20 protein-coding genes are annotated in these 20,487 nt (G+C 64.8%); 15 read left to right on the top strand and 5 right to left on the bottom strand.

Annotated features, from left to right (window positions below):
- Positions 1–261: 261 nt before the first annotated feature.
- The 3 genes from CXY75_RS04115 to paaI are packed head-to-tail and all read right to left on the bottom strand — an operon-like array spanning position 262 to position 2,667.
- On the bottom strand, positions 262–861 hold the full coding sequence (locus CXY75_RS04115; protein WP_104081583.1) for a TetR/AcrR family transcriptional regulator: 600 nt from the start codon (positions 859–861) through the stop codon (positions 262–264).
- Between the two features lie 40 nt (positions 862–901).
- On the bottom strand, positions 902–2,221 hold the full coding sequence (gene paaK / locus CXY75_RS04120; protein ID WP_104081584.1) for a phenylacetate--CoA ligase PaaK: 1,320 nt from the start codon (positions 2,219–2,221) through the stop codon (positions 902–904).
- Between the two features lie 17 nt (positions 2,222–2,238).
- On the bottom strand, positions 2,239–2,667 hold the full coding sequence (paaI, locus tag CXY75_RS04125; RefSeq protein WP_104081585.1) for a hydroxyphenylacetyl-CoA thioesterase PaaI: 429 nt from the start codon (positions 2,665–2,667) through the stop codon (positions 2,239–2,241).
- Positions 2,668–2,861: 194 nt separating this feature from the next.
- Between paaI and paaA the strand changes: the two genes are divergently transcribed.
- From paaA to CXY75_RS04195, 14 genes are all read left to right on the top strand, one after another.
- The gene (gene paaA, locus CXY75_RS04130) at positions 2,862–3,851 is read left to right on the top strand and encodes a 1,2-phenylacetyl-CoA epoxidase subunit PaaA (RefSeq protein ID WP_369826664.1); all 990 of its coding nucleotides are present in this window, start codon (positions 2,862–2,864) and stop codon (positions 3,849–3,851) included.
- The gene (gene paaB / locus CXY75_RS04135) at positions 3,848–4,153 is read left to right on the top strand and encodes a 1,2-phenylacetyl-CoA epoxidase subunit PaaB (RefSeq protein WP_104081586.1); all 306 of its coding nucleotides are present in this window, start codon (positions 3,848–3,850) and stop codon (positions 4,151–4,153) included. Before paaA ends, paaB begins: the two co-directional genes overlap by 4 nt.
- A complete protein-coding gene (gene paaC, locus CXY75_RS04140) occupies positions 4,150–4,980 on the top strand; it encodes a 1,2-phenylacetyl-CoA epoxidase subunit PaaC (protein WP_104081587.1) in 831 nt (276 codons plus the stop codon). The genes paaB and paaC overlap by 4 nt, the downstream gene beginning before the upstream one ends.
- A complete protein-coding gene (paaD, locus tag CXY75_RS04145) occupies positions 4,974–5,540 on the top strand; it encodes a 1,2-phenylacetyl-CoA epoxidase subunit PaaD (RefSeq protein WP_104081588.1) in 567 nt (188 codons plus the stop codon). The genes paaC and paaD overlap by 7 nt, the downstream gene beginning before the upstream one ends.
- Positions 5,540–6,685: a 1,2-phenylacetyl-CoA epoxidase subunit PaaE gene (gene paaE, locus CXY75_RS04150; RefSeq protein ID WP_104081589.1), complete on the top strand. Its 1,146-nt coding sequence runs from the start codon at positions 5,540–5,542 to the stop codon at positions 6,683–6,685. Before paaD ends, paaE begins: the two co-directional genes overlap by 1 nt.
- A 36-nt stretch (positions 6,686–6,721) precedes the next feature.
- Complete coding sequence (locus CXY75_RS04155) at positions 6,722–7,495, top strand: enoyl-CoA hydratase/isomerase family protein (RefSeq protein ID WP_104081590.1); 774 nt, start codon at positions 6,722–6,724, stop codon at positions 7,493–7,495.
- Between the two features lie 325 nt (positions 7,496–7,820).
- Positions 7,821–8,447 (top strand): hypothetical protein, encoded by a 627-nt coding sequence (locus tag CXY75_RS04160; RefSeq protein WP_104081591.1) that lies wholly within the window; start codon positions 7,821–7,823, stop codon positions 8,445–8,447.
- 108 nt (positions 8,448–8,555) lie between these two features.
- Entirely contained in the window at positions 8,556–9,350 is a 795-nt protein-coding gene (locus CXY75_RS04165) for a copper resistance CopC family protein (protein WP_104081592.1), read from the top strand.
- A 132-nt stretch (positions 9,351–9,482) separates the two neighbouring features.
- A complete protein-coding gene (gene recQ / locus CXY75_RS04170) occupies positions 9,483–11,576 on the top strand; it encodes a DNA helicase RecQ (RefSeq protein ID WP_369826665.1) in 2,094 nt (697 codons plus the stop codon).
- Between the two features lie 175 nt (positions 11,577–11,751).
- Positions 11,752–13,860: an acyl-CoA dehydrogenase gene (locus CXY75_RS04175; protein ID WP_104081594.1), complete on the top strand. Its 2,109-nt coding sequence runs from the start codon at positions 11,752–11,754 to the stop codon at positions 13,858–13,860.
- Positions 13,861–14,010: 150 nt separating this feature from the next.
- The gene (locus CXY75_RS04180; RefSeq protein WP_104081595.1) at positions 14,011–14,949 is read left to right on the top strand and encodes an ABC transporter ATP-binding protein; all 939 of its coding nucleotides are present in this window, start codon (positions 14,011–14,013) and stop codon (positions 14,947–14,949) included.
- Entirely contained in the window at positions 14,946–15,794 is an 849-nt protein-coding gene (locus CXY75_RS04185) for an ABC transporter permease (protein ID WP_104081596.1), read from the top strand. The genes CXY75_RS04180 and CXY75_RS04185 overlap by 4 nt, the downstream gene beginning before the upstream one ends.
- Positions 15,795–15,810: 16 nt before the next feature.
- A complete protein-coding gene (locus CXY75_RS04190) occupies positions 15,811–17,052 on the top strand; it encodes a sensor histidine kinase (RefSeq protein WP_104081597.1) in 1,242 nt (413 codons plus the stop codon).
- Complete coding sequence (locus tag CXY75_RS04195) at positions 17,049–17,723, top strand: response regulator transcription factor (RefSeq protein ID WP_104081598.1); 675 nt, start codon at positions 17,049–17,051, stop codon at positions 17,721–17,723. Before CXY75_RS04190 ends, CXY75_RS04195 begins: the two co-directional genes overlap by 4 nt.
- An 11-nt stretch (positions 17,724–17,734) precedes the next feature.
- Here CXY75_RS04195 and CXY75_RS04200 read toward each other — a convergent pair whose 3' ends face one another.
- Complete coding sequence (locus CXY75_RS04200; protein ID WP_104081599.1) at positions 17,735–18,121, bottom strand: TraR/DksA family transcriptional regulator; 387 nt, start codon at positions 18,119–18,121, stop codon at positions 17,735–17,737.
- Between the two features lie 88 nt (positions 18,122–18,209).
- On the opposite strand from CXY75_RS04200, the gene pip reads away from it, so the two are divergent.
- Complete coding sequence (gene pip / locus CXY75_RS04205) at positions 18,210–19,166, top strand: prolyl aminopeptidase (RefSeq protein ID WP_104081600.1); 957 nt, start codon at positions 18,210–18,212, stop codon at positions 19,164–19,166.
- Here the strand turns inward: pip and CXY75_RS04210 are convergent.
- The gene (locus CXY75_RS04210; RefSeq protein ID WP_158251113.1) at positions 19,163–20,461 is read right to left on the bottom strand and encodes an oligosaccharide flippase family protein; all 1,299 of its coding nucleotides are present in this window, start codon (positions 20,459–20,461) and stop codon (positions 19,163–19,165) included. The genes pip and CXY75_RS04210 overlap by 4 nt on opposite strands.
- Positions 20,462–20,487: the final 26 nt, after the last annotated feature.

Raw genomic sequence — 20,487 nt, forward strand, 5'->3', positions numbered from 1 at the left:
CGGAAGCTAAGACTCTCAGCGCCGATGGTACTGCAGGGGGGACCCTGTGGGAGAGTAGGACACCGCCGGACTTAACTTAGAAACACCAGGAAAGCCATCCCTCACGGGATGGCTTTCCTGCGTTAACGCGCCACCCCCGGGTGGCCATTCTGCGTTAACACGCACGCCCAGGTCCCTCGACCAACCCACCCGGCCTCGAGACGCCGACGGGCTGGCCCCTCGACCCCGTCGTGATGGCCTGGGCCCACGTGGCCGCAGCCACTAGCGGCGACGAAGTCCATCCAGGGCAACGGCGAGCACATCGTCGCCGAGCTGAGCGGCATCCTCTATGCCCTCGGGGCGGTACCACTCAGCGATCGAATTGACCATGCCGAAGAGCAGACGCGTGACAACGCGCGGGTCGATGTCGCTCCGCAGCGATCCCTCGTCTCGGGCCTCAACGACGAGGGCAGAGACGGCACGGTCGAAGGTACGTCGACGCGTCAACGCCAGACGCTCGACTTCGGTGTTGCCTCGCACTCGAAGGAGGAGGGTCACGTACGGGAGGCGCGACGTCAATACATGCACTGCGCCGCGAAGGACATAGGCCAGACGGTCGATGGCGCTACCGGTCAGGGCACCTGACTCGAGCAGCACCCCTTCGAGGCCATTGAGGGCCTCGTCGAGGGCGAGTTGCAACACTTCATCCTTTGAAGAAAAGTGGTGGTAGATGGCTGCCTTGGATAGCGACAGGCGCGTCGCGAGCACTCCCATCGAGGTCGCGTCGTAGCCGAATTCGTTGAATGCGGTGACGGCAATCTCGAGAATGGCCCGCTGGTCGTAACCGGGGCGCCCGCGCTTGGGGGTGTGTACTTCAGACATAGATCTTGAGTCTCTCACGCAGGCGTGCCGGTCACGACACCTAGCGGAGGTCGTAAACGCGTTTGTGCTTACCGGTACTGCGTTCCAAGGTGCCCGGTTCGACGATAAGCACGTTCACGCTCGAACCGATTCGGTCCTTGATGACTGCGATGAGCAGGGCGCGCGCGAGCGCAGATGCTGCTTCGTCGGCGTGCTCGTGCCGTTCGATGCGCACGGTGAGCTCGTCCATGCGCGATGGCCGGGTGAGTTCGAGCACAAAGTGTGGTGAGAGGTGTTCGATCCCGAGCACGATCTCTTCGATCTGAGTCGGAAACAGGTTGACCCCGCGCAGAATGATCATGTCGTCATTGCGGCCGGTAATCTTCTCCATCCGGCGCATTCCGGGGCGTGCGGTGCCCGGAAGAAGACGGGTTAGGTCGCGGGTGCGATAGCGGATGACGGGGAAGGCCTCCTTGGTCAGCGACGTGAAGACGAGCTCGCCCGTTTCACCGTCCGGCAGGGCGTGTCCGGTGTCACCATTGATGATCTCGGGCAAAAAGTGGTCTTCCCAGAGGTGCGGACCATCCTTGGACTCGATGCACTCATTGCCAACGCCCGGGCCCATGACTTCGCTGAGCCCGTAGATGTCGAGCGCGTCAAAGTCGAGGCGGTCTTCAAGTTCGAGACGCATCTGGTTGGTCCACGGCTCGGCACCCAGTACGCCGACCTTCAGGCTTGAGCGGCGTGGGTCGAGGCCCGCGGCCACCATCGCATCGGTAATCGTGAGTAGGTAGCTGGGCGTCGACAGAATGACGTCTGGTTCGAAGTCGGTGATCATCTGCACTTGCTTGTTGGTCTGGCCACCTGACATGGGAATCACGCAGGCGCCGAGCGCCTCAATTCCGGCGTGGGCGCCGAGACCCCCGGTAAACAGGCCGTAGCCGTAGGCGTTGTGCACCCTCATGCCGGGGCGTACACCCGAGGCGCGCAGGCTTCTTGCCACCAGACCCGACCACATGGCGAGGTCGTTTTTGGTGTAACCGACCACGGTCGGCAGGCCGGTCGTGCCCGAGGAGGTGTGAATGCGTGCGACCTGGTCCATCGGCACCGCGAACATACCGAACGGGTATGAAACGCGCAGATCCTCCTTCGTTGTGAACGGCAGCAGTGCCACGTCTTCGAGCGTGCGAATGTCGTCGGGGTGCACTCCGACAGCATCAAATTTGCGCGTATAGAGAGGTACGTTCTCGTAGGCGTGCTGCACGGTGTGCTTGAGGCGAATCAGTTGCAGCGCGCGGATCTCGCCCTGGGACATCCTCTCGGCCGCGTCGAGCTCTTCGATTGCCGGTGCGTGCAGACGGGTCTTGGTCAGCGTTGACATGGTGCCTTCCGGAGGAGTTAGAGGTGAGTGCGGGCGGGAACGGGCAGGTTGGTGGTGCGACTGTGGCCGCGAAATTCGGCCACAGTGACGTCGTCGTCCATCGTGACGCGCACGTCATAGATGCCGCTCCGACCGCTCTTTACCCGTAATAGCGCGGTCGCGGTCAGCTTCTGACCGCTCGTGGTGGGTTTCAGAAACGTGATGTCGGCGCCGGCGGCGAGCGTGACGTGGTTCGAATCGTTGCAGGCGATGGCGAAGGCCGTGTCGGCGAGGGCGAAGATGAACCCGCCGTGGGTGACGTCGAAACCGTTGAGCATGTCGTCGCGCACGATCATCGAGACGACGGCGTGCCCCGGTTCATCACGCTGCACGATCATTCCCAGAGAAGCGGATGCCCGGTCGTGCTGCATCATGGCCTGGCTGCCAACGGGCGGTGCTTCCGTCATACGCTTCTCCTCATTGAGTTGCCGTGCGGGTCGGGGGGTTGCCCGCCCGATAACGTGACTATATACTAACTGAACGATCGGTTGGTAATACATTGCCGTTCAGTGTGCAAAATTCCTGACGTGCGTCACCTTAGCGCCACCAGCTTGTACACGATAAAGATCCGATCACCGTAGTCAACGTAGACCAGGAGCCGATGATGACAAGCACCATCACGCCCGATCCGAGCGCATCCGCCGTGATTAGCGTCGAAGAACAGCACTTCAACGACTTGATCGACGCCGATTCGCGCATTGAGCCACGCGACTGGATGCCCGAGGGGTATCGCAAGTCGCTCGTGCGTCAGATCTCGCAGCACGCGCACTCCGAAATCATCGGCATGCAGCCCGAGTCGAACTGGATCACCCGCGCCCCGAGCCTCAAGCGCAAGGCCATCCTGATGGCCAAGGTTCAAGATGAAGCCGGCCACGGCCTGTACCTCTATTCCGCCGCGCAGACCCTCGGTGCCACCCGCGACGACATGACGGATGCCCTCATCGCCGGCAAGGCTCGCTACTCCTCAATCTTCAACTACCCCACCCCGAGCTGGGCCGACATGGGCTCGATCGGCTGGCTCGTCGACGGCGCCGCAATCTGCAACCAAGTGCCGCTCTGCCGTGCAAGTTACGGCCCGTATGGTCGCGCGATGGTTCGCATCTGTAAGGAAGAATCCTTTCACCAGCGGCAGGGCTTCGAGATTCTGCTCGAACTCATGCAGGGCACCGAAGAGCAGCGCCAGATGGCCCAGGACTCGGTCAATCGCTGGTACTGGCCGGCGCTCATGATGTTCGGCCCGCCCGATGACGACTCGCCCAACTCGGCTCAGTCGATGGCTTGGAAGATCAAGCGCCACTCCAACGACGAGCTGCGTCAGCGTTTCGTGAACATGCTCGTTCCCCAGGCTGCTGTGCTGGGTATCACTCTGCCAGACCCCGAGCTGCATTTCAACGAAGACACTCAGCAGTGGGATCTCGGCGTGATCGACTGGACCGAGTTTCACGAGGTGCTCGCCGGTCGCGGCCCGAACAACGCTCAGCGTCTGCAGCGTCGGCGCGACGCCCACGATAACGGAGCGTGGGTACGCGAAGCCGCGGCGGCATATGCACGTAAACAGTCCGCACGAACTAAAGAAATGGCAGCCTCATGACCACTCCCGGCGATTCTGCAGCAGAAATCTGGCCCCTCTGGGAAGTCTTCGTGCGCTCCAACCGCGGCCTCAGCCACGTGCACGTCGGCTCCCTGCACGCTCCAGACGGGACCCTCGCCGTGCGCAACGCCCGAGACCTATACACCCGTCGCAGTGAGGGCGTCTCGGTCTGGGTCGTACCCGCCTCCGCCATCACCACGAGTGATCCAGACGCCAAGGGCGCCTTCTTCGAATCGCCCGCTGGCAAGAATTACCGCCACGCGAACTACTACTCCAAGAGCGAGGGAGTCAAACACCTATGAGTGAGCGCAGTGAAGCGGATGCCCACGGCCACGTGGCCGTCGACGTCACCACTCTCGACGCCGAGCTGATCGAGGGCCCGTCCGTGGCAACCTCCGACGTGGCCGAGTACGCCCTATGGCTCGGTGACGACTCGCTTATTCTGGCCCAGCAACTCGGCGCCTGGATCTCCCGCGCCCCCGAGCTCGAAGAAGACGTGGCCCTCGGCAACATCGGCCTCGACCTGATCGGGCATGCGCGATCGCTGCTGCACTATGCCGGTACGGCATCGAACCGCACCGAGGACGACCTCGCCTACTGGCGCACCGAGCCCGATTTTCGTTCCCTGCACATCGTCGAGCAGCCAAACGGGGACTTCGCGCACACGATCGCGCGCCAGTTCATCGTGGCCCACTACCTGTTTGAGCTGTACAGCCGGCTACGGGCATCCGCCGACGCTACCTTCGCCGCGATCGCCGCGAAGGCCGTGAAAGAGGTCGACTACCACCGTGACCACGGCGTGCAGTGGGTGCTGCGCCTCGCGCACGGCACCGACGAGTCACGGCGGCGCATGATCACCGCGCTGAGTGACCTGTGGCCCTACGTCGAAGAGATCTTTCGCGACGACCCGCTCATCGACCGCCTCGAAGGAATCGCGGTTCGCCCCTCGAGCCTGCGACCCGCCTTCGACGAGGCCATTGCTCCGGTACTCACCGAGGCCGAACTCGACATTCCGCGCGGGTTCGTCGCCTCCGGTGGCGGCCGCACCGGCAAACACTCCGAGCACCTCGCCTTTCTCCTCGCCGAAATGCAGGTACTCACCCGCGCCCACCCCGGAGCGTCATGGTAACGGTCGAGCGCCGCGCTGCTGAGGTGCGTGAGGCCCTCGCGCGCCCGCGTCCCCTCGACGCTGCATCGCAAGCCGCCTGGGCGATTGCGGCTCAGGTCGTCGACCCCGAGATTCCGGTGCTCACCATCGAAGACCTCGGTGTGCTGCGCTCGGTAACAGTCACCGGCGACGCCGTTGCGGACTGCGCCGTCACAGTGACCCTGACGCCGACCTACAGCGGATGCCCCGCCATGGATGCCATGCGAGCCGACGTTCTCGAGGCGCTCACCTGCGCCGGCTACGAGAACGTCTCGGTCAGCCTCGTGCTCAGCCCCGCGTGGACCACGGACTGGATGAGCGAGATCGGCCAGAACAAGCTGAGGGAATACGGTATCGCCGCCCCGACTGGGCATGCCACCGTGCGCGGCTCCGGGCCGATCCGGCTAAAGATGGCCGTGAAGTGTCCGCGTTGTTCCTCGCTCAATACCCGCGAGCTCGCCCATTTCGGGTCCACCTCCTGCAAGTCCCTCTACGAATGCCGAGACTGCCTCGAGCCGTTCGACTACTTCAAGGTGCTCTAATGACTGCAACACGTCTTGAATCCACGAACAGTGCGCCGGTCAAGCGCCGCGCGCGCTTTCACACCCTGACGGTGGCCGAGGTGCGCCAGCTCACAGCCGACAGCGTCGAGGTCACCTTCACCGTGCCGCCCAAATTGCAGGGCGCGTTCGACTACCTACCGGGCCAACACCTCGCCCTCCGCGCCACGATCAACGGCCAAGAACTGCGTCGCAGCTACTCGATCTGCCGGCCCGCTGCTGCTAAAACCGGCGCATCCGGTCAGATCAGCGTCGCGATCAAACGCGACCTCGGCGGAGCCTTCTCCACCTGGGCCAACAGTGAGCTGCACGCTGGCGACGAACTCGACGTGATGAGTCCGCAAGGCAGCTTCACATCCACCCTGCGTGACCTCGATTACAAGCACGTCGTTGGCGTGGCAGCCGGTTCGGGAATCACCCCGCTGATGGCGCTCGCGCACACCGTGCTCGCCGCCTCGGCAACCTCGAGCTTCACCCTCGTGTACACCAACCGCACGGCGCTCGACGTGATGTTCCTCGACGAACTGGCCGAGCTCAAGGACCGCTATCCGGCTCGCGTCGCCCTGTACCACGTGCTGTCGCGCGAGCAACGGTCTTCATCGCTGCTCTCCGGTCGCATCGATGAAGAGAAGTTTCGGCGCATGCTCGATACGATTCTGCGCCCGGCCACGGTCGACGAATGGTTTCTGTGCGGTCCGTTCGAACTCGTGCAACTCTGCCGTGACACCCTCGAGAGCGCCGGCGTTGACCGGTCGCACGTGCGCTTCGAACTGTTCACCACGGGTGAGCCGTCGGCGGCGAACGGCGATCGTGGTCGCCCGGTCATCATCGGCAGCGGCGACAAGACCATCCAGATCGAGTTCACGCTCGACGGCCAGAGCAACACGGTCACCACGCCGGTCAACGCGAACGAGAGCATCCTGAATGCTGCCCTGCGGGTGCGGCCCGACGTGCCGTTCGCCTGCGCCGGCGGAGTCTGCGGCACCTGCCGCGCGAAACTGGTCAGCGGCGACGTCACGATGACCGAGAACTACGCGCTTGAGCCCGAAGAGCTCGCCCGCGGATACGTCTTGACCTGCCAGTCCCACCCGACCACCGACACCGTCGTCGTCGACTACGACGTTTAACACCGTGACGTCTAACCGATCAAGAAAGCGGATGCCGTGATAGAGCTCTCGATAGACAACGACGTCGCCCACGTGGTGCTGAACGCGCCAGACAAGCTCAACGCCCTCGATGAAGCCGCGATCGTCGAACTCGACGCGGCCTACCAAGCCGCCGAGCGGGCCGGCGTGCGGGCGTTGGTGCTGCGCGGTACGGGGCGGGCGTTCTGCGCCGGCCGCGACATCGCAGGCGTCGACCCGCGCACCGACGACGTGCTCGGCTACCTCTGCGACCTCGTCACCCCGCTGCTCGAGCGGATGAGCCGATTTCCGGCACCGACCTACGCTGCCGCCCACGGCGCCTGCCTCGGAGTGGGCCTCGGCCTGCTCATCGCCACCGATGTTGTCTACGTCGCCGACACTGCCAAGATCGGCTCGCCGTTCGCGAACCTCGGCGCCACCCTCGACTCGGGTGGACACGCCCTGTTTGTGGAACGCCTCGGCGCTCATCGCACCCTCGACCTGATCTACAGCGGCCGTCTCATGTCCGGGGCGGAGGCTGTCGCCGGCGGCCTGTTCAGCCAGGTGTTTCCGGCCGCGGAGCTGACCGAGGCGACCGTGCAGGCGGCCACGCGCGCGGCATCCGGTGCAACTCAGGCTTTTCTGGCGAGCAAGGCGCTCGTGCAGTCACTGCGTGACAAACGACTCGGGCTCTGGCAGAGCATGAGTGACGAGACCGCAGCGCAGGCCGCGCTCTGCGCTACCGGTGACTACCGCGAGGGCTTCGCCGCGTTCCAGGAGAAGCGCAAGCCCGCCTTCACCGGGCGCGCCTGACCAACCGGCCGATTCGGGGGCGAATTCAGGAAAACTGTCCATGTGCTGATCTCAATCTCCCGAATTCATGCGGTTGAGGTGCGTGGTTCGCTGTGGATTTCCTGAATAAGCCACGGGCCAGGCGGCGCTCGCGTCAGGCGAGAGCGAGCGTTCCGAGCCTCAGCGCACCGGCACGAGGCCTCTCGTGAACGCGGCGGCGACGCACGGAATCAAGCCGGATAATGCGCCTCAGAACACAGCCGACGACGAGCACTCGTCGTCCCGCAGCGCCAGTCTTTTTGCAGGGTCTGTCAGCTACTCTGAGGGAAACGGGAGAGGGGCCGAGATGCACACACGCTGGGCCCGTTTCGCCCGCGGCTGGATCGTCGCCGCGTTCTCCACCTTCGTCGCCGCTCTGTCACACACCCTGGGTGGTGGCTCGGCACCCGGCCTGTTAGCGGTTGTCGTGTCGCTCGCCTTCGCCGGTATGGTGTGCGTCGCGCTCGCAGGTCGTACCCTGGCGTTCTGGCGCGGCGCCGTGTCGGTTCTGGTCAGCCAGGTCATTTTTCACGGACTCTTTTCGCTGGGGGCACCGGGCGGTGCGCTCGGAGCTGACGCCCTTGCCGCGTCGGGTGCCCACCAGCATGCGGCGTTGCCCGGTCTGATCGATCCGATCGTTCTGAGTTCGACCACACATGTCCTCCACGATGGCGGAATCATGTGGTTCGCCCACTTCGGTGCCGTCATCATGACAATTCTTGCGCTGCGCTACGCCGAACGCGCGTTCTGGAGCCTCGTCGACAACGTTCGACTAGACATCCGTACGCTATTCGCGCCCGCACAACTGGCCGTGCCAATGGCGGCACCGCAGCGCATCCGGCACGATGCGCCGGTGTTCACGCCGCGCAATCTGGTTCTGGTGTTGTCGGCCATGCGCCATCGCGGCCCGCCCGCCGTCGCGCTCGCCGCCTGACGAACACACCAACCAGACCATTTCTTCCGCCGCACCGAACGCGTAGCAGAGGCCTCGCCGGCGCCGTTCGGATTGCACCGGACACCCCATGTTTAAGGACAATCAATCATGAAGTTCACGGCCCCCAGCAGCTCCCGTACAACACCCACCGCCGTCCCCGCTGCCCCGCTCGCCGCGAGCCGTCGGTTTGTCGTGGTGCGAAGCGCCACCACTTCAGCTCGCGACGAGACGGACCTCACCCGTCGAACTGCGGATTATAGCCGGACCCGCCAGTCGACTGGGCCGGCGGCGATCCGCGCGGCCAGAGCCGTGTTCGCGATCGTCGTCGTCGCCGCGAGCCTCGGCTGGGGCGCGATCCCGGCATCCGCTCACAACAACGTCGTCGGCTCATCGCCGGCGGCCGACGCGGTCGTCACCGAGCAGCCCGGTGTGTTCTCCGTCACGACCAGCGATCTGTTACTCGACCTCGGCGGAACTGGTGCCGGCAGCGCCATGGTCATCACCGGCCCGGCCGACGCGCCGCTCTTCTACGGCGACGGGTGCGGAACGGTCTCCGGCTCCACGGTCGAAACATCGGCGCAGCTCGGCGCGGCCGGGCAATACACGGTGATCTGGCAGACGGTCTCCACCGACGGCCACGCGATCTCCGACGAGTTCACCTTCGACTGGCAGCCGGCCGCCAACCAAGCACTCGCCGACGGGGCTGCCACCGCCCCGATCTGCGGCACCGAAGCGGATGCCGCCACGACGGATTCCGGCACCGCGCCCCCCGCAGATTCCGGCGCGACCACCGGCGGAGGCAGCTCGCTCGCCACGGTCGCCTGGATCGGGGGAACCCTCGGCGCCGTGCTCCTCGCAGGCGCCGTGATCCTACTCATCCTCCGCCGCAAGCCCCGTCCCTAACGCTCCTACCTAACTTCTCACGAAAGCGGGTGAATGGTTGCCTCAACACCCTCAAAGCAACCATTCACCCGCTTTCGTAGATCAGATCAGCGCACGGGGAACGTGTCAGGGGGGGCGGGTAAAGTTGTGTCCGTGAGTTGGAACGCTGAGCTGCCCTGGAACCCCGACGACGTTGAACCACCCCGCGACTTCGACGGCCCGGGTAACTTCGATGCTCCGAGCGACTTCGACGCCCCCGATGACTTCGACGCACCACCGCCAGAGGCCGACCGCCAGTTCGCCGACCGCCAGTTCGCCGAGCGGCAGCCGGCCTACTCGGGCGGAGCATCCGCTTCGACCCGCCCCGTCACCCGTATCGCCGCGCCTGTGCCAGTCACCCGCATCCGCGCCGCAAGCCGCAAGTTCACCACCGCAGCCGAAGCCCTGCACACCGTGTTTGGCTACGACTCCTTCCGCGGCGACCAGGCCGAAATCATCGCGCAGGTCGTCGACGGCAAAGATGCCGTCGTGCTCATGCCCACCGGCGGCGGCAAGAGCCTGTGCTACCAAATTCCCGCGCTCGTTCGGGCCGGCACCGGCATCGTCGTCTCGCCGCTCATCGCCCTGATGCAAGATCAAGTGGATGCCCTCACCGCCGTCGGCGTGCGCGCCGAGTTTCTCAACTCGAGCCAAGATTCGCAGACTCGCAGTCAGGTCGAACGTGACTACCTGAACGGCGACCTCGATCTGCTCTATGTCGCTCCAGAGCGCCTCTCCAACGAAGCCACCAAACAACTGCTTGACCGCGGAACCATCGCCCTGTTCGCCATCGACGAAGCCCACTGCGTGTCTCAATGGGGGCACGACTTTCGGCCGGACTACCTCGCGCTCAGTGAACTCGCCGACCGCTGGCCAGACGTTCCGCGCATCGCCCTCACCGCCACCGCCACGGACGCCACCCACCAGGAGATCACCACCCGCCTGCAAATGGGCGACGCCAAGCACTTCGTGGCGAGCTTCGACCGGCCCAACATTCAGTACCGCATCGTCGGCAAGTCCGAGGTGCGCAAGCAACTGCTGTCCTTCCTGCAGACCGAGCACCCCGGCGACGCCGGCATCGTCTATGCGCTCAGCCGCAAGACCGTCGACCAGACCGCCGCGTTTTTGCGCCAGAACGGCGTGAACGCCCTGCCGTATCACGCCGGACTCGACGCGGGCCTTCGGTCCCGCACCCAGTCCCGGTTCCTCCGCGAGGAGGGCGTCGTCATCGTCGCCACCATCGCATTCGGCATGGGAATCGACAAGCCAGATGTGCGTTTCGTCGCCCACATCGACCTGCCCAAATCGGTCGAGGGCTACTACCAAGAGACTGGTCGCGCCGGCCGCGACGGCGCCCCGGCCACGGCCTGGCTCGCCTACGGCCTGCAAGACGTGGTGCAGCAGCGCCGCATGATCGACGAGTCGCCCGGCGACCTCGGCCATCGACGCAAGCTCTCCGCGCACCTCGACGCCATGCTCGCCCTGTGCGAAACCGTGCACTGCCGCCGCGTCAACCTGCTGCGCTACTTCGGCCAGACCAGTGAGCCCTGCGGCAACTGCGACACGTGCCTCGAACCGCCCGAAGCTTGGGACGGCACCGTTCCAGCCCAGAAGCTTCTCTCCACCATCGTGCGCCTGCACCGCGAGCGCAATCAGAAGTTCGGCGCCGGCCACCTCATCGACATCCTGCGCGGCAAAGAAACCCCTCGCGCTACCCAGTACCGGCACACCGAACTCAGCACCTGGGGCCTGGGAGCCGACCTCAGCGACCAGGCCTGGCGCGGAGTCGTACGCCAGATGCTGGCCCAGGATCTGCTGGCCACCTCGGGTGAATACGGCACACTCGTGCTGACGGATGCCGCGGCCGAGGTTCTCAGCGGCCGTCGCGACGTACAGCTCCGGCGCGAACCCGACCGCCCTGCCCGTTCCAGCGCCGCCCGCCGCCCGGCCGCCGCCAAGGTTGCAGCGGCCGACCTCAGCACCGCGCAAGAGGCCCTGTTCGAGGCGCTCCGCGCCTGGCGGTCGGCCGAGTCGAAGGAGCAGGGCGTGCCCGCCTACATCGTGTTCGGTGACGCCACCCTGATCGCCGTCGCCGCGGCCGGCCCCACGACGCTCGCCGCACTCGACGGCATCACCGGCATCGGAGCCAAGAAGCTGGAGGCCTACGGCGAGGCCCTGCTCGCGGTCGTCGCCGCCGCCTCCGCCTGACCGCGTGCGCTTGTGGGGGAGAGCAGGCAGGAACAGCAATAAGTTGTCGTTATCCTACAAAACGGATGCTGCGCGCGGCATATATCGTTGTCGTCCCGCACCGCGCATTTCGCGACAGTGACCCGCAGTCCTAACGTTGCGATCACCACTTTCGCGCGATCAGTTAGGACCAATCATGGTTGATACCATCCAGAGCTCCAGCAGTCGATCGAAGAAGATCATCCCCGTCCTGGACGTCAGCGTTGACACTGGCCCCATCAAAACCATCGGCGATCCGACTGCCCCTACCGTCAACGTCGCTGCGCTTGGCCGCCAGCTGCTTGGAACCTGGGCCGACGTGCGCCTCGCCGCCCGCGACGTCACCGCGCGCCCCGACATGCAGCGCATCGACGGCCTTTCCATGGCCGAGCACCGACTGCGCGTACTCGAGCAACTTAAGGTGCTCGCCGCCACTGGCCACGTGCTGCGCGCCTTCCCCACGTATCTGGGCGGGCACGACGACCACGGCGGAAACATCGCGGGCTTCGAAGAGCTCGTCATCGCCGATCCGAGCCTGCAGATCAAGGGCGGCGTGCAGTGGGGCCTGTTCGGGGCCGCCGTGCTGCACCTCGGCACGAAGAAGCACCACGACAAATACCTGCCCGGCATCATGGACCTCTCTGTTCCCGGTGCCTTCGCCATGACCGAAATCGGTCACGGTTCCGACGTCGCGAGCATCGCTACCACTGCAACCTTCGACGCCGCGACCGGCGAGTTCGTCATCAACACCCCGTTTCGCGCCGCCTGGAAGGATTACCTCGGCAACGCTGCAAACGACGGCATCGCTGCCGTGTTGTTCGCGCAGCTCATGACCCAGGGCGTCAACCACGGCGTGCACGCCTTCTACCTGCCTATTCGCAATGAGAACGGCGATTTTCTGCCCGGCGTCGGCGGCGAAGACGATGGTCTCAAGGGTGGTCTGAACGGCATCGATAATGGTCGCCTGCACTTTGATAACGTGCGTGTTCCGCGCGAGAACCTGCTCAACAGGTACGGCGATGTCGCCGAAGACGGCACCTACTCCAGCCCGATCGGCAGTCCGGGCCGCCGCTTCTTCACCATGCTCGGAACCCTGGTGCAGGGTCGCGTGTCGCTCGACGGCGCCGCCACCGCCGCATCCGCTCTCGCCCTGACCATCGCCATCACCTATGGCAGCCAGCGCCGCCAGTTCACCGCCGGCAGCGGTACCGACGAAGAAGTCATCCTCGACTACCAGCGGCACCAGCGCCGCCTGTTTCCGCGACTGGCCACGACCTACGCGCAGACCTTCGCGCACGACGAATTTCTGGTGAAGTTCGACGACGTGTTTAGCGGAAAGGCCGACACCGACGACGACCGGCAAGACCTCGAGACCCTCGCAGCTGCGCTCAAGCCGCTCTCTACCTGGCACGCGCTCGACACCCTGCAGGAGGCCCGCGAAGCCTGCGGCGGCGCCGGATTCATGGCCGAAAACCGTCTCGTCGGCCTGCGCGCCGACCTCGACGTCTACGCGACCTTCGAGGGCGACAACAACGTGCTGCTGCAGCTCGTCGCCAAGCGGCTGCTCACCGACTACTCTCGCAAATTCGCCACAGCGGATGCCGGCGCCCTGGCCCGCTACGTCGTACAGCACGCAGCCGGTCGCGCCTACCACGGCACGGGACTGCGCACCCTCGGGCAGGCGGTGTTCGATCGTGGTTCAACGGCGCGCTCCATCGGGGCCCTGCGCGATACCGACGTGCAGCGTGAGCTGCTCACGGACCGGGTCGAAAGCATGATCGCCGAAGTCGCCGGCAAGCTGCGCGGGGCCACCAAGCTGCCCACGAAGCAAGCCGCCGACCTGTTCAATGCGCACCAGAACGAGCTCATTGAAGCGGCCCGCGCCCACGGCGAACTGCTCCAGTGGGAATCGTTCACTCGGGCGCTCGACGTCACGACCGATGCCGGCACCCAGCAGGTACTCACCTGGCTGCGCGACCTGTTCGGCCTCGGACTGGTGGAGAAGAACCTGGCCTGGTACCTCATCCACGGTCGGCTCTCCGCGCAGCGCGCCCAGGCCGTCACGGCCTACATCGACCGGCTGATAGCCCGTATTCGTCCGCACGCGCTCGACCTCGTCGACGCGTTCGGCTACTCGCCGGAGCACCTGCGGGCCACGATCGCGACCGGCATTGAACGCGAACGCCAGACCGAAGCCCGAGAGTACTACGCCGCTCAGCGGGTCGCCGGAACAGCCCCAGCACCCGAAAAACCAGTCAAGCGATAGGTCCGCACGCGTCGTACTCAGGTACGACAGATGTGGCGCATCAACCATCCCCACGGTTGATGCGCTACATTGGCCGTAAACCATACCGTTTGGTATGGGGGCTTCAACGTAGTGAAACGGGGCCTCACCCACTAACGGAATGAGGCAGTTGTGATCCAGGCACAGTCCCTGACCAAGCACTACGGAAGCAAGACCGCCGTCGACGCGGTCGACTTCACGGTGCAGCCCGGCAAGGTCACCGGCTTTCTCGGGCCGAACGGCGCGGGCAAGTCCACCACGATGCGCATGATCGTCGGCTTGGACCGCCCGAGCGCCGGTACGGTCATCGTGAACGGTAAGCCGTACCACGAACACAAGGCTCCGCTGCGTGAGGTGGGCGTGCTGCTCGACGCCAAGGCTGTGCACACCGGTCGCAGCGCCTACAACCACCTGCGCGCTATGGCCGCAACCCACAACATCCCCACCAGCCGCGTGAACGAGGTGATCAACCTTACCGGCCTCGAGTCCGTCGCCCGCAAGCGCGTCGGCGGATTCTCCCTCGGCATGGGCCAGCGCCTCGGCATCGCCGCCGCGCTGCTCGGCGACCCGGCCACACTCATCCTCGACGAGCCGGTCAACGGCCTCGATCCGGAGGGCGTGCAGTGGGTGCGGAAGCTCACCAGGCAGCTCGCCGCCGAGGGTCGCACCGTGCTGCTGTCTTCGCACCTGATGAGCGAGATGGCGCTCACCGCCGATCACATCATCGTCCTCGGCCGCGGTCGGGTGATAGCGGATGCCTCGGTCGCCGACATTATCTCCTCGGCCGCGCAGAACACGGTTCGCGTGCGCACCCCACACACCGCAGCACTCGCCACCCTGCTCGCCCAGCCCGATGTCACGATCATCAACATCGAGCAGGATGTGCTCGAGATCAGCGGACTGACCGTGAACGAGATTGGTGATCGCGCCGCCGCCGCCCAGATCTCCCTGCACGAGCTCTCTGCGGTGAGCGCCTCACTCGAAGACGCCTACATGAAACTCACCCAGAATGAAGTGGAGTATCGCACCGGCGATGCGTCCTCTCACACCGAAGCGGAGGTCTCTCGATGAGTACCGTAACACCCACCCAGCAGTCGGCGGCCCGCACAACGTTTGTGTCGGCGGGCTTCGGCCTCAGCTTCATTGGCCTGTTGAAATCCGAAACGATCAAACTGTGGAGCCTGCGCTCCACCTACTGGACCTATTCCCTCGTCATCGTCGCCTCGATCGGCATTGCAGTACTCATGTCATTTGCGCTGTCAGCCACGGCCGGATTCGATCCGGCCACCGGCGCCGCAATGCCGATGGACGACGCTCAGATCTTCGTGATCGCCTCCACTTCTGGTTTGGTTCTCGGCCAACTCATCGTCGCCGTTCTGGGCGTTCTTTCGATCAGCGGTGAGTATTCAAGTGGCATGATCAAGTCCACCCTCACCGCAGTCCCGAATCGTCTGGCGGCACTCTGGGCCAAGGTCAGTGTGTTGTTCGTTTTCACTTTCCTAATCGGCCTGGTCAGCGTCGTGGGATCCTTCTTGGTGGCTATTCCCAGACTGGGCGCCGAGGACATTACCGCGAGCCTGTTTGACGTTGATGTGCTGCTGCCGCTGCTCGGCAACGTGTTGTTTCTCGCGCTGATCGCGGTGTTCGCCGTCGGAATCGGCGCGATCGTTCGCAGCAGTGCGGGCGGCATTGCCACGGCGCTCGGCATCCTTCTTCTGCTCCCCACCGTTGTCGGTCTGTTTTCGCTGGCGGTGGAATGGGTCAATGACATCGTGCCGCTCCTGTTCACCGTGGCGGGCTCGGAAATGGTCTACCCGAACACCATGGAATCCTGGCAGGCGTTCCTGGTTGTCCTAGCCTGGGTGGCCGTGAGCCTCGGCGTGGCCGCGTTGCTGCTCAAGCGCCGGGACGCCTGACCCGTACCATCGAAGAATGAGCCGTAACATTTCTCCCCCCGGGCGCGCACTGGCGCCGGGGGGAGAAATGCGTCTGCCCACCCCGCCCGGGGCGGTACGGCGCTTCTGGACCAGGCATCCGCACTTGGCCGACGGCCTCGTCGCTGCGATCTACATCGTGCCGATGGCACTCACCCTGGTACTGAACCTGCGGGGTGACGACCCTGCTCCACTGGCGGACGTGTCGCTCAACGCCGGCATCATGCTGCTGCTGGCCGCCGCCCTGTTCGTTCGCCGACGGATGCCGCGGCTCGTCCTGGTCCTGACGTGGATCGGCCTGTTCACCTTTGCCGACTATGGTGAAGTGCACCTGATCGCGCAGCTTCTGGCGCTCTATGCGGTCGCGGTGTATTCCGACGTACGCAGCGCCTGGAGCGGCTTCGGCGCATCCGTAATGCTGGCCGGACTGGCTGCCTGGCTCACCGACGATCCGGCCGAGATCCACTGGCTTACGGTCGCCAGCCAGGTGGTGATCATGCTGCTCGCCGCGACTCTGGTCGGAGTGAACATGGGCAACAGTAAACGCTATGTGGCGTCGCTGCTCGACCTGGCGGCGCAATTGACTCGCGAACGCGACCAGCAGGCGCAGCTCTCTCGAATCTCCGAGCGCGCGCGCATCGCCGGTGAGATGCACGATGTGGTCGCCCACAGCCTCTCCGTTATGGTGGCGCTCGCCGACGGTGCCCACGCCATCGCCCCCAAAGACGTGGAGCGATCGCGCGCGGCGATGCTCGATGTCGCGGCCACGGGGCGTCGGTCTATGAGCGAGATGCGTCGGTTGCTCGGAGTGCTCGAGGTGGACACCGATAAGGCTCCGCGCGCTCCGCAGCCGGGCATCGACCAACTCGCCGACCTCGTCGGATCATTCCGGTCGACCGGGCTCCCGGTCGTGTTGGAACGCAGCGGGCGCGAGCCCAGCAACGCGAGCGTGCAGCTGACCGTCTTTCGACTCATTCAGGAGTCGCTGACCAACGTACTGCGCTATGCGGATACCCCGACCCGGGTGATCGTCAGCCTGATTTGTTCGCCAGGAGCCGCCCAGGTCACGATCAGCGACAATGGCCGAGAGCCGGCAGTGGCCAGCGTTCGCGGTGTCGGACGCGGCCTGATCGGAATGCAGGAACGGGTAGCGATCTACGGCGGAACCTTAGAGGCGGCGCCGGGAGTCCACGACGGCTGGCGCGTACACGCGACTCTGAACTTCGAGGACGAGCAATGACCACCCCTACCGCACCGATTCGCATCATGCTTGTCGACGACCAAGCCCTCTTGCGGGTCGGTTTTCGAATGGTTTTGGAGGCCGAAGGCGACTTCACCGTCGTCGCCGAAGCGAGCGACGGGGCGCAGGCGATCGCCCTCGCCGACAGCACGCATCCCGACGTTATCCTGATGGACGTGCGCATGCCGGGGCTGGACGGCATCGACGCGACCCGGCAAATCATGGCGGCCCAGCCCGAAACCCGCATCATCATCCTCACCACCTTCGATCTTGACGAGTACGCCTTTGGTGGCCTGCGCGCTGGTGCGAGCGGGTTCCTGCTGAAAAACGCCGAGCCGGGGGAACTGATCGCGGCGATCCGCACGGTGGTCTCTGGCGAGGCATCCGTTTCACCGCGCGTGACAAGGCGACTGCTCGACCTCTTCGGTACCAGGCTGCCCGGGAACGACGTTGGTGGCCAATCGGCACGACTCGCGGTGCTGACCGAGCGCGAGACCGAGGTCTTTCTGGCCATCGCCGAGGGGCTTTCTAACACCGAACTTGCCGAGCGGTTCTTTCTCTCCGAGTCGACGGTGAAGACCCACGTTGGCCGCATCCTGCACAAACTCGGCGTCCGTGACCGAGTGCAGGCGGTCATTCTGGCCTACGAACTCGGCCTCGCCGGCCAGTGATACGGCTTGCGTTACCGACGGCGGCCTTCGACTGCCCTGGCGCAGTCGATGCACAGCTCTGCCGTCAGAAGGGCAGACAACCGGGCGATCCCGATGGGTGTACCGCAGCGGATGCACGTACCGTAACTCCCGTCAACAATTCGGGCCAGTGACCGATCGATTGCAGCGACTTTCTCGTCGAACTCGCCGTGAACACCGACAATTCGCGACCACTCACTCGACAGGGTAGGACCTTCTGGATCGTGCTCATCGTCGGCCGACCCGTCGCTCCTGGCCTCGCGCACGCTCGTGAGCGATTCCGCCAACCGGTTCAGCTCGGTCCCGGTCACGTCGCGCTGATCCCTGAGAGCCTGGGCGAAGTGCCGGAGCTCGGCATCAGTAAGAGAAGTGCTCGCCATGATCTATCGTCGCACGTGTCGATCGCTTTGTTCCTGCGATGATCGAGTGGAGTTTTTCAACCGATGATCGGAGGAATAGGCTCAACGCATGCGTACCTTCTACCCCGAGCTTGAACCCTATGAGACCGGCATGCTCGATGTTGGTGACAATCAGACCATCTATTGGGAGGCCTCTGGCAACCCAGATGGCAAGCCGGCGGTGTATCTGCACGGCGGTCCGGGCGGCGCGTCCAGCCCTGATCAGCGTCGCGTGTTCGACCCGGCGAAGTACCGCATCATTTTGTTCGACCAGCGCGGTTGCGGCCTCAGTACTCCGCACGCGAGTGAGCCAGACGTTGACCTGAGTGTCAACACTACCTGGACCCTCGTGGCCGACCTGGAGAGACTACGCGAGCATCTCGGCATCAACCGCTGGCTGGTCTGCGGCGGGTCCTGGGGTAGCACCCTCGCGCTCGCCTACGCCGAGACGCATCCCGACATGGTCACCGAGCTCGTCGTGCGCGGCATCTTCACCCTGCGCCCGATCGAACTCGACTGGTTCTACGAGGGTGGTGCAGCGGCGATCTACCCCGACCTGTGGGAATCGTTTATTGCGCCCGTTCCCGAAAACGAACGCGGCCATCTGATCGAGGCCTATGGCCGCTTGCTGCACGACCCGGATCGGTTCGTGCGCGAACGTGCCGGTGTGGCCTGGTCCACCTGGGAATCCTCCACCATCACCCTGCTGCAGGAGCCGGCCAAAATCGCGCACTTCTCCGATCCGGCATTCGCCGTGGCGTTTGCCCGAATTGAGAACCATTTCTTCGCCAATAAGGGCTGGTTCACCCCGAACCAACTCATCGACAACGCCTCCAGGCTCGCCGACATCCCCGGCGTCATCGTGCAGGGCCGCTATGACATGTGCACCCCGGCGTTTACCGCCTGGGACCTGCACAAGACCTGGCCAGAGGCAGAATTCAAACTGATCCCCGACGCCGGCCACGCCTTCGACCAGCCCGGCATCCTCGACGCCATCATCGAGGCCACCGACCGCTTCGCAAGCTAGCCCGCTGGCTTTGAGACCGTCCGGCGGCGCCGGGCGGTCATCCGCTTGATGAAACGGGCCAGGGTGGTGAAGTCGTGCCGACGCAGCCCGTAGAACTGCAGCGGATTGATACCAAATGTTCGGTACAGGAACACCAGGTTGAGATTGCTCGAGAGCACGTTGCCGACCAGTGTGGCCAGGGCTGCCCCCATGGCACCGAGTGTTGGGGCCAGCAGGATGAGCATCGCAATATTGACCAGACAGGCGACCAAGAGGGATATGCTGCGCAATCCCGGGCGTCCGCGGGCGCTCAACCCCGAACCGGCGATTGAACCGGGCGTGCCCAGCACGACAGCGGCCAGCAGCACGGCGGCGACCGGGATGGACGGCCGAAATCCGTCGCCGAACAGAAATGGTATCCACCACAGCATGGTCACGCCGAGAAAAAGTGCGGCGGTGGCGCACAGAAAGGTTGATATGCGCGCGGACGAGCTGAGCCGGGCGTCGACCGAGTCCGCAGCATCGGTGACAAACGTGACATCTCGCACGGCCTGATTGATGATCAGTGGCAGTTCGCTCACGCTCACCGCGACCACATAGAGGCCCAGCTGATAGGTGCCGGCGAACGGCGTCATGAGCACCTGGTCGAGGCGGGACAGAAGAATGCCCGATAGCGACCCGACCCAGATGCGCACCCCGTAGTTGAGCAGACCAGAGACACGCGCCTGCTGGGGCACCTCCGCGGCTCGCGGATCGAGGCTGCGCATACGTCCGATATAAACGAACAGGCCCAGTACGGGCATGGCCGCGACGGTAATGGTCGCCACCAAGGGCGTGAGCGTGCCGGTGAGCCAGAACGGGACCAGCACGGCGAGCCGCAGCGATGAGGTCACTATCCGCTCGATCGCCACGAGCCGCCAGCTTTGGGTAGCGGATGCCACGCCGCGGAACACCCCGACGAGCAGGTTGGGCACGATGGCCAGGCTGGCAACCAGGATCAGCTGCTGCACGGTCGGATCATTCCCGCTCAGCCAGGTGGCCGAGAGGAGTACGGCGCCCATGGCCAGAATTCCCGCCACCGTGAGAATAAGTACTCCGCGGCTGGCCGCGTTCCGTGCCAGGCCCGGCGACTTCGCGATCGCCCAGGTCACGGCCTCTGGCACTCCAAACGTAGCCAGGGTGACGATCAGAGCCAGCGGCGCCGTTGCCGCCGCCACGGCACCGCGTCCGTCGACTCCGAGCGACTGGGCCAGGATCGGCCCCGAGAACAGTGCGACCAACGGAGGGAAGGCGTTTCCGATGAGGGCAATGCTCATATTGCGGGAGACCGAACCCGCACGGG

This window comes from Cryobacterium sp. Y11 (assembly GCF_002929535.1).
In the GTDB taxonomy this organism is placed as follows: domain Bacteria; phylum Actinomycetota; class Actinomycetes; order Actinomycetales; family Microbacteriaceae; genus Cryobacterium.